The 315-nt window shown below is 43.2% G+C and carries 1 pseudogene; it reads left to right on the top strand.

The features are described 5' to 3' along the window. A pseudogene (locus ACFINZ_RS11300) lies at positions 1-315 on the top strand (ATP-dependent helicase); the annotation flags it as partial.

The raw sequence follows: 315 nt of genomic DNA, 5'->3' as shown, positions 1-315 counted from the left end.
AAGCTGAAAGTTATGTGCATCGTATTGGTCGCACAGGACGCAATGGCGCATCTGGTGAGGCACTAACACTTTTTGATGAAGGTGTGGAGCAGATGCGGTTGCGTGCTGTAGAGCGCTTGATTTGTATGAGATTGGTGCGTGAAACTATACCAGAACAGTTTGCTGCTTTTCCAGAAAAGCCTCTTGTGATAGAAGGGATAGAAAAAGAAAACATTAAGGGACCTCATTTTAGAAAATCTAAGCGTCAGAAATGGTTTAAGAGTCACAAAGATAATGCAGCACAGTCAGAGGGAAGAAAGTCTTCGTCTCAAAGTG

It is taken from the genome of Bartonella sp. AA81SXKL, assembly GCF_042196945.1.
Lineage (GTDB): Bacteria > Pseudomonadota > Alphaproteobacteria > Rhizobiales > Rhizobiaceae > Bartonella.
The sequence above is the reverse complement of the archived record's forward strand: the minus strand, read 5'-3'. Positions and strand labels throughout refer to the sequence as shown.